Genomic DNA, 7,793 nt, shown 5'->3' on the forward strand with positions numbered 1-7,793 from the left:
AGCTTTTTATATCCGTTCTGCCGGGAGATATTTATATCAGTTAAGTAACTCATTTTAAATCAGTTAATCAGTATGAAAACGATAGCAGACGCAAAAGTTGCCCTTGCTGAATTGAGATCAGCAGGCTACAATTTTATTGATAAACCACCTGTAAGATGTAATCAGGTTGAAAAATGCCGCAACGTCATTGTGATGAGCCAAAGGGAAGACTTTGCATTCGGGATTTGCTTTTATCGCGGGAAACCTAAACAGTTTATCTGCTTTACAGAAAAGGAGGTGTTTTTCATATGAAAAAGGATTTCAATGAAGGTCTGCCGACTTCGATAGAAACCCGGCAGGATGCGATAGAATTTTTACAGCAGATAATCATTATAGAAAAGGCAAATTACCACCCTGACGATGATTTTGAGGACTACGAACGCTATGGATCAGGAAAACCCATGTACAGCCCGGGCGAGTCAGCTCAACGGAACAAACTCAATGCTCAGGCGCTGGATCTGATTGGGGACGAGCTGTACGATATGGCTATCCAAATGATCAAACGATATTTTGGGCTGCAGACCTGATTGTCAGATTTCACTTTGTTTAATTGGCCATACGCTCTCCCGGTTCTTCGGGGGAGCTTTTTTGTGAGGCTCTACATTCATTCCAAAAAAAAGAGCCCTATCAACCCCCACGCAGCGCAATTCTTAGGGGCGAAAAACACTTCAAAAAAACTGGTTAAATACTTGATTTTCAGGGAAAAATAAATGGACTGACGCTTTTTAAATCCGTTCTGTCGGGAGATCTTTATATCAGTTAAACATCTCAATATCAGTCAATTAAATATCAAAGCAATGGCACATGTAAGCGTCGATTCGAGTAAGTACAAGCGGGTACACGGCAAAGGGCCCCGCGGATTTGGGTGCTGGGCCTTCCAGATCCAGGACGAAGTTTTCACTTTCATGGCAGTGTATGGCAAAGCCAAACGCTTGGCCACCCGGAAAGCCAGACAACTGGGAGTATCCTACCTGCAAACGCTCAGCTGATGCGAACTATCAGTGAAAAACTTCGAGCCAAGCTAAGGCTGATTATGCAGCGGGCCTGGGGGCTTTTCCACCGGGGAGTTGTCAGTTTCTCCATGAGTTTAAGACTCTCCTGGGGAATCCAGAAAGGTAAAGTAAATGAGTCTACCCTACTATCCAAACTACGTAAAAGAGGATGAAAAAGAAAGATTTCAAAAAGTTAACGCCGGTGGAGCAGGCAGCGCTCCGGGAACTAATGACTGAACAACCCAATTCGGTGGGCGGAGTCAGGCGTGATCAGAAAAAGGGTTATACGGATCTTCCATTGTTTTTTCGGGACGATCAAACCAAGCTGTTCTAAAACAAAAGAGCCCGCCTGACGGCGGGCCTCCTGTGAGTCTAATTTTGCAATTAAACATCTAAGCGGGACAAATATAGGCATTATTCGGATGCATGCCAAAGAGAAAATAGAGTATCAATCAATACCAAAAAATTGAATAAATGGGCAAATATGATATTACGACCGTGAACGGTTATGACTTCTTTGAAATCAGTTCGGCCATGCAGAAATGCATTCGCCGGGGTCTGGAAGAAGAAGCTTTGTACTGGGCGGTTGAGCTGTACAATTCAGGTTACAGTGAATATGTATGGAAAAGGTTACGGATTATGAGCTCGGAGGATGTGGGCCTGGCCAACCCCTCGATTTCCTCAGAGATTTGGGCGCTGTATTCCATGTTTAAGGAACAGGCCAAGAAGAAAGAAGACAAAAATGAGCCGCAAAGGTTGTTCATGACGCATGCAATTTTTATCCTGTGCCGATCCCGAAAAAGCCGGCTGATTGACTGGGCGCTGATCTGGGCCTGGATGAGCCACAAAATCCGAAGGCTGGACGTTCCTGACTTTGCTTACGACAAGCATAATGAGCGCGGTCGGATGCTGAAACGTGGATGGGGGCATTTCTTCCGGGAAGGCGCCAAATTGGAGAACCCTGCGGATGTGTATCTGGAAGACGAGTACAAAAGAAGGGCGATGAAGGCCATTGAGGATCCGGATGGTATGGGGTTGTTTTGAATCTATGAGAGCCCTAATTGGGGCTCTCTTTTTGGTTAATGGGAGAAAATATCATTTTTGATTTGATCGTAAGATAGAATTTTTGAAATTAGAGTATATCTGGAATTTATATCCGCTATTTCATTACCTCCTACTCGGAAATTAGTTGATTCTAATAAATATCTGATTAATTCTTCAACATCATTGGAATCATTTACGATAATAAAGGAAATGTCTTCTGGTTTGAAACTAAGAGTCTGGTAAATAGGATCAATGGTTACTTTTCTATTGGCATCAAATTGATGCCTTAAAGAGTTAATAATTTCTTCCTTGGAAATTTTCTTTATCGCATGAATAATTTCGATCAATTTAGGATTATAATCTGAACAAAAAGCATTAATTATATTTACCCCTTCTGGAACATATCTCCATTCTCGCTCATTGTAGTATATATGGTTACCTACATTTCTGCCATTATGAAAATAATTACCTGAATATGGCTTCAAAAATAGAAATATTCTAGAAAGAAATGTATCAGTATTAAATTCAGGCAATTCAAATCTTATCCGAATTAAGGATCGGTCTTCAAATACATTAAAGCTTGAAAATGACTTTTCTAAAATCTTTAAAACGGCATTTGCCTCAGGCTGTTTTTCGTTATCAGAAAGTAATCGCTGAAATTTACTTTCCAATTCTGCCATCCTTAAACCAATATCCTCAATGTAATCAAAGCTTTGTTTAAGATAAGATTCATTATTAATATAAATTACAGGATTAAGTTTATTATTAATTCCCCAGTCTTTATTCATTCCAATACCAAAAACTTTCTCACCATTATTAAAACAGTAAATCTTAATATGGCTTTCGATTAATGATAAAGGAATATCACAAAAACAAACCATTGGAATATTAAAATGAGTATCACTTTTGCCATATTGCGATCGTAAAATCTCTTCTGACTTGCTTACTAGAAAACCATTTTCTAATATTTTTTTTAGAATATTCAAATCACCACTTGTAAAATGGAACAGTGAGCTAGAGCTTATTGGCATATTCTGGAAGTTTAATTTTGTGGTTCACTCAAAAGAATGACAATATAAAGCTTTTTCCTGTCCTACTGCCCCAAAAAACCACATTGTATCTAGCAGTGTGGTTTTTTAATGATGATGCATGGGAAATGTAAAGAGCATTGGCAGGCTCAAACGTATACTGAAAATTGATGAAGGCAAGCTGGATATCTACCTGAGATACTACAATCAGGAGGTGGACACGGCCGATCTGAATGGCACTCAGCTGAATATGCTGGAAAAATACCGAAAAGCGTGGAGCTGGTACTGCATGGGCCGAACCGAAGATATGGTGCGGGCCATGCTGATGAAGGATTACAACATCGAGGAGCGGCAGGCCCGGTATGTTTTTGAGGAAGCAAAATTCATTCATGGCAAATTGGATCAGGTAGACCGTGATGGTCGCCGGTCGGCCTCCATTGCCTTTTATGACCTGATTGCCAATATGGCGCTGAAAGAGAAAAATCTGGAAGCTGCCGTAAAAGCCCGGGAACGGGGTGACGATCTGGCAAGGCTCAACGAGCCCGAAGATATAGGCCTGGATCCGAATGATTTCATGAAAGCCTCCAAGTTCATTTTCGTCAATAATGTGAACGTGTACAAGAAACAGCTCGATCTCGATGAGTAAGGAACTGGTTCGGAAAGTACACGCCAATGACAAGCAGATCAAGTTTCTCAGGTCCAGAGCCAAGCGCAAAAGCTTCATTGGCGGCCGTGGATCCGGGAAATCAACGGTGATGGGCATGGCCGTGGGGATTCTGTTCAATCACTTTCCCAAAGCTACCTGGGCAATGGTCGGGCTGACCTACGTCCAGCTCGACCTGATTGTGATTCCATCCATTCGGGATGCGCTGGGCATGATGGGCCTTACCGAATTCAATGCCAAAATCAACCCCTCAGGCACTTATGTCATCGGGGTCAAACCGCCTGATCACTGGGTGTCTCCCTACAAAAAGGTGGGGCGGTTGGGTTATCAGTACTGCATCACCTTCATTAACGGCTTTACGCTCAGGCTCATCAGTCAGGACCGGCCCGAAACCCACCGGGGATTGAATCTGGACGGTTTTCTGGTGGACGAATCGGCTACCATGAATCCGGACTTTATCAAGAAAGTCATTCAGCCGGCCGTGCGTGCCAACAAGTACGCAAAGTTTGCCAGCCATCCCTGGCACCACGGCTTCTTTGATTTCTCTTCGGCCTCATGGAGTCAGGAAGGCATGTGGATTTATGAGGTGGAAGAACGCTGGATGCAAATGCTTGAAGAGCGGGCTACCCTGTCTCATGAGCAATTACAGCAGCTGCCCCCGCAGTATCTTTTTCTGGAAAGTACTTTCAAAGACAATCAGGATGTACTACCCGACGATTATGAACAGCGGCTCAGCCAGGAACTGGAACCACTTGAATTTGAGGTGGAAGTTCTGAACTTCCGTTTGGGAAAGCTTCCGAATGGTTTTTACCACGGATTTTCGTCAGCCAAACATTGCTACTCAAAATCCTACACCTACCAGGATGATGATAAGACCGGCCTGGTCCTGTTTCGCTCCAATGATTACCTGAGCGATATGCCCCTTGATCTATCGCTCGACTTCAACTCAGACATTGTATGGGGCATCGTTGGTCAGGAAATAGGTAAGGAACTACGGGTCATCAGCTCCAAGTATGTTAAGCCTACCGGCAGCAAGGAGGATCAGGACACCAGTATCATTGAACAACTGGGCGCCTGGTTCTGCGATACCTACGAAAGCAATGAGGTCAAGGACGTATACGTATACGGTGATCCGGGTGGGCGATCTACCAGCGCCGCTACCTCCTACAAAAACCGCCCCTTTTACAACATCCTTTGTGACGTGCTGCACAAAAGAGGGTGGCGTGTATTCCGGCGTGAGCTCACCCATTATCCCAACCATCAGGAAAAGTATACTCTCATTAATCTACTACTGGAAGAGAACAACCCACGTGCCCCCAAGCTGCGATTCAATCAGAACACCAACAAAGTACTGGTCATCAACATTCAACAGACACCAGTCACTACGGACAAGACCTTTAAGAAAGGCAAAGGCAACACAGCAAAGAAAGACAAGGCAAGTGAGACCAGGGCACGCAACCGCGAGTATGCCACTGATGGTACCGATGCGCTGGACTACTGGCTGTGGGTTAAGTGTAAAAAGTATCTGAACATGCAGCGCAGGCAACGCAATTTTATCCATTCGAGGTAGGCCCGCTGGCCCGATCGCCAAACCTATATTCCCTTTTTTGATTTTGGCAATTGCCATTTATGGTAAAGTGCGGGCCAGCTTACTCTGCGTCATTGGCTTAAAAAACGGTTGATTTTTTGGCAAGGCCTTAAAAATCAACCTACTACCAAAAAAAGGACTGCAAAAAATACCTAAAAACTTGTGTCCTACCTTAAAATAAAGGCCGGAAGTATCATTGCCGTATCAAAAATGTACGAAGATGATCCAATTAAGTGCCGTACTGTCCGAAGTCAATAAGCCGGGCAGTGTTTTCAACATTACCTATCGAAAGGTTGATGGAAGCTGGGGAGAAAAAAAATCCTGCATGCTGCGGACATCCACCCACTCGGCTGGCGGAGAACGTAAACGGATGAACCGGTCGGGTACGCTCAAACTGATTCAACAATCCAACAACCAGTTGCTGGATGTATACATAGATTTTCTGCTGACTTTCAACGGCCAGGCCATTAACCACCTGTACTGATGAGTTTTAAAAAAATTTCGAGAAATGTGTACGTGGCAAGCTACGCCCCGCAGGCAGGTGTGCTGGTAACCTTTGGAAAAGATGCCTCCAAAGCGGTGGATCTTGCCAACGGCGAAAAACCCTCGACCATCCAATCGGCGGCAAACGAGTACGTCAGGCGCGGGGAGAATGATGACAAGCTGCTGGTCATGCACCGGCTTGCTACCGAGAGCCCCAACAAGTGGCAGTTCATCACCACCCGCCGCAACTTCATTGGTGGACTCGGCATTGGGCCCCACCGCAAGGAAATTGTCAACCGGGAATTTAAATACGTACCGGTACTGGATCCTGCTTTTGATGAGTGGCACGAGCGCCTGGATCTGGAAGTGTATTTGGCGGCGGCCTCCTATCAGATTGCCTTTTGTGGCGAGCTCAATGTACTGCTGACTTTGACCACGGACAAGAAAGTGAAGTCTCTGGAAGTAGTGGATGCCATGGAAGTGCGGGCCAAACGGCCCGAAGCCAAATCAAATAAGGTAACCAAATACTTGATTAGCCCCCGCTTTGGCTACGAGAAAAAGGTACCCAAAGCCGATTACAAGGAAGTTAATGCCTTTGATCCGTCGGCTCCTACCAAATTTGCTCAGGCGCTGATCCATGTCAAGCATCCGCTGCCGGGTCAGAAATACTACGGATTTGAGCCGTGGTGGGGCTCGGCCAAATGGACCTCCATTTCCAACCGGGTTACGGATTACTACGACGCAACCTTTGAAAATGGCGCGTTCCTGACGCATCACGTGGACATCCCGGATGATTACTTTGATCAGGATGGATCCACGCAGGAGGAGCAGGACGAGCTGAGAAACAAGGTTCTGGATGAAATATCCAATACCCTCATTGGTCTGGACAAGGCCAACAAGATCCTGTTTACCTTCTCTAAAATCACCATTGACGGCCGCACGATTCAGGGAGTGAAGGTGACGCCCATTCAGAATCCGATCAATGACGAAGCCTTCATCAAAATGTTTGAAGTCGCCAATCAGGTGCAGGCAAGCGCCCACGGCGTGCGGCCCGATCTGGCCGGCATCACCATCGGCAATCAGCTGGGCACGAGTGGAAAAGAGATTGTGGCTTCTGCCAACTACATGCAGGACTACATGACCATTTTTGACAAGAAGCTGCTGTGCAAACCCGTGCTGTTTGCCATGCGAATTGACGGCGTAGCCGAAAGCCTGATCCCTTACGTGTACCGAATCACTTCCTATACCCAGGACGTCACGCCCAAAAGCTCCCCGGACAACCCTAATAGCGAACCCGAAACCAAAGAGCAAGATGCTGATAAATAGTATTGAGGAGCTGAAAGAGTCCATCGGCGGGATTCAGCAAACCATGAACTGGCGGACGTGGAAGCCCTTTGTGCAGCAGGCCGAAATGCTTTATATCCTTCCTGCCATTGGCCAGGAATTGTATGACGAGCTGTCAGAAGCTCAGACGCTGAGCGATAAACAAAGCACGCTGTTGGACTGGCTCCGAATGGCTATTGCCGAATATGCGGATCTTCTGGGCGGCATGCGGCTGGTGCTGCACACCTCCGACGCCGGCAAACAGGCTCCCTCCGGTGCCAACATGCAGTCCCCCGGCAAATGGATGATTGTGGCCGCCCGAAAGGAAGCCATCAATAAGGCAGATTTGGCCCTTGAACAGGCATTGCAATATCTGGAAAGCAACAAAGCCAGTTTTACCACCTGGAAAAACTCGCTGAGCTATACGCTTTCCAAAGAACTTTTCATCGGCTCGGCTACCGAAATGACTGCGTACTTTCCAGCGGCCCGCCACTCTCGACGGATCTACCTGGCCCTGCGGGATTACCTGCGAAAAGCCGAAAAGTTTTACATCAAACCGCTCCTAGGCGATGCGCTGTATACCTCCTGGAAAAACCGATTGGTAGCCGACAATCCCGGATGGACATCTGCGG

12 protein-coding genes are annotated in these 7,793 nt (G+C 46.1%); 11 read left to right on the forward strand and 1 reads right to left on the reverse strand.

What is annotated here, in order from left to right:
• Positions 1 to 72: 72 nt before the first annotated feature.
• The 6 genes from EZE20_RS08365 to EZE20_RS08380 all read left to right on the forward strand — a co-directional run bounded on the left by EZE20_RS08365 (position 73) and on the right by EZE20_RS08380 (position 2,075).
• Positions 73 to 291 carry a hypothetical protein gene (locus tag EZE20_RS08365; protein WP_132116444.1) on the forward strand — a complete coding sequence of 73 codons (219 nt, stop codon included), beginning with the start codon at positions 73 to 75 and terminating at the stop codon, positions 289 to 291.
• Positions 288 to 566 carry a hypothetical protein gene (locus EZE20_RS08370; RefSeq protein WP_132116446.1) on the forward strand — a complete coding sequence of 93 codons (279 nt, stop codon included), beginning with the start codon at positions 288 to 290 and terminating at the stop codon, positions 564 to 566. Before EZE20_RS08365 ends, EZE20_RS08370 begins: the two co-directional genes overlap by 4 nt.
• A gap of 270 nt (positions 567 to 836) precedes the next feature.
• A complete protein-coding gene (locus tag EZE20_RS08375; RefSeq protein WP_132116448.1) occupies positions 837 to 1,028 on the forward strand; it encodes a hypothetical protein in 192 nt (63 codons plus the stop codon).
• The gene (locus tag EZE20_RS23995) at positions 1,028 to 1,204 is read left to right on the forward strand and encodes a hypothetical protein (RefSeq protein WP_165933439.1); all 177 of its coding nucleotides are present in this window, start codon (positions 1,028 to 1,030) and stop codon (positions 1,202 to 1,204) included. The genes EZE20_RS08375 and EZE20_RS23995 overlap by 1 nt, the downstream gene beginning before the upstream one ends.
• On the forward strand, positions 1,201 to 1,365 hold the full coding sequence (locus EZE20_RS24000; RefSeq protein WP_165933440.1) for a hypothetical protein: 165 nt from the start codon (positions 1,201 to 1,203) through the stop codon (positions 1,363 to 1,365). The genes EZE20_RS23995 and EZE20_RS24000 overlap by 4 nt, the downstream gene beginning before the upstream one ends.
• 140 nt (positions 1,366 to 1,505) lie before the next feature.
• A complete protein-coding gene (locus EZE20_RS08380) occupies positions 1,506 to 2,075 on the forward strand; it encodes an AAA family ATPase (protein ID WP_132115836.1) in 570 nt (189 codons plus the stop codon).
• A 35-nt stretch (positions 2,076 to 2,110) separates the two neighbouring features.
• On the opposite strand, the gene EZE20_RS08385 is transcribed toward EZE20_RS08380, so the two are convergent.
• The gene (locus EZE20_RS08385) at positions 2,111 to 3,106 is read right to left on the reverse strand and encodes an abortive infection system antitoxin AbiGi family protein (protein ID WP_132116450.1); all 996 of its coding nucleotides are present in this window, start codon (positions 3,104 to 3,106) and stop codon (positions 2,111 to 2,113) included.
• Between the two features lie 118 nt (positions 3,107 to 3,224).
• On the opposite strand from EZE20_RS08385, the gene EZE20_RS08390 reads away from it, so the two are divergent.
• The 5 genes from EZE20_RS08390 to EZE20_RS08410 form a co-directional block, all read left to right on the forward strand.
• The gene (locus EZE20_RS08390) at positions 3,225 to 3,749 is read left to right on the forward strand and encodes a hypothetical protein (RefSeq protein ID WP_132116452.1); all 525 of its coding nucleotides are present in this window, start codon (positions 3,225 to 3,227) and stop codon (positions 3,747 to 3,749) included.
• A complete protein-coding gene (locus EZE20_RS08395) occupies positions 3,742 to 5,337 on the forward strand; it encodes a hypothetical protein (protein WP_132116454.1) in 1,596 nt (531 codons plus the stop codon). Before EZE20_RS08390 ends, EZE20_RS08395 begins: the two co-directional genes overlap by 8 nt.
• A 238-nt stretch (positions 5,338 to 5,575) precedes the next feature.
• On the forward strand, positions 5,576 to 5,839 hold the full coding sequence (locus EZE20_RS08400; protein WP_132115830.1) for a hypothetical protein: 264 nt from the start codon (positions 5,576 to 5,578) through the stop codon (positions 5,837 to 5,839).
• A complete protein-coding gene (locus EZE20_RS08405; protein ID WP_132116456.1) occupies positions 5,839 to 7,164 on the forward strand; it encodes a phage portal family protein in 1,326 nt (441 codons plus the stop codon). Before EZE20_RS08400 ends, EZE20_RS08405 begins: the two co-directional genes overlap by 1 nt.
• Positions 7,151 to 7,793, forward strand: a 643-nt coding sequence (locus EZE20_RS08410) for a DUF6712 family protein (protein WP_132116458.1), incomplete at its 3' end; no start/stop codon positions are given. The genes EZE20_RS08405 and EZE20_RS08410, both read left to right, overlap by 14 nt.

The sequence above is a fragment of the Arundinibacter roseus genome (assembly GCF_004348825.1).
Classification (GTDB): Bacteria; Bacteroidota; Bacteroidia; order Cytophagales; family Spirosomataceae; genus Arundinibacter; species Arundinibacter roseus.